This is a genomic window from Pseudomonas sp. RA_35y_Pfl2_P32 (assembly GCF_963970735.1).
Taxonomy (GTDB): domain Bacteria; phylum Pseudomonadota; class Gammaproteobacteria; order Pseudomonadales; family Pseudomonadaceae; genus Aquipseudomonas.
The window spans coordinates 1-543 of the sequence record NZ_CAXAQF010000178.1 but is presented as its reverse complement, the minus strand read 5'-3'; the positions used below and the strand labels follow the sequence as shown (position 1 = coordinate 543).

The 543-nt window shown below is 66.3% G+C and carries 1 protein-coding gene; it reads left to right on the top strand.

Going from position 1 to position 543, the window contains the following annotated elements:
* On the top strand, positions 1 to 402 hold a 402-nt coding region (locus AACY45_RS27740), incomplete at its 5' end, for a DUF1285 domain-containing protein (RefSeq protein ID WP_339548668.1).
* Positions 403 to 543: the final 141 nt, after the last annotated feature.

Here is a 543-nt window from a genome sequence, read left to right as displayed (position 1 = left end):
CCGATCGGGCGAGAGGCGATGGTGCGGCTGTTCTCGACGATCCTCCGGCGCGAAGCCGATGGCGGCTATGTTCTGGTCACCCCGGTCGAGAAGCTCGACATCGTGGTCGAGGATGCGCCGTTCGTTGCGGTGGAAATGAAGGTGTCGGGCGAAGGCAAAGTGGCGACGCTCACCTTCCGGCTCAATACCGGCGATCTGGTCACCGCCGATGCCGATCATGCGCTACGTTTCGAGCCGCGCGAGGATGGTCCGCGCCCCTATCTGCACGTGCGTGCCGGGCTCGACGCGGTGGTGGCGCGCACAGTTTATTACGAGTTGGCGCAACGGGCGATCGACGGTGGCGACGTGCCGCCCGGCGTGTGGAGCGCAGGCGCATTCTTCCCGTTGGAGCCCTCCGCATGACGCTCGTGTCCCGTTTGCAGCAGGCGCTCGCCAATGGCCATGCCGATACGGTGCTGTTGACCGGCGACCATGTCGATCCCGATGCGATCGTCACCGCGCTGACGCAGGCCGCGGTGCTGATCCCGGTCACCGATCGCACCG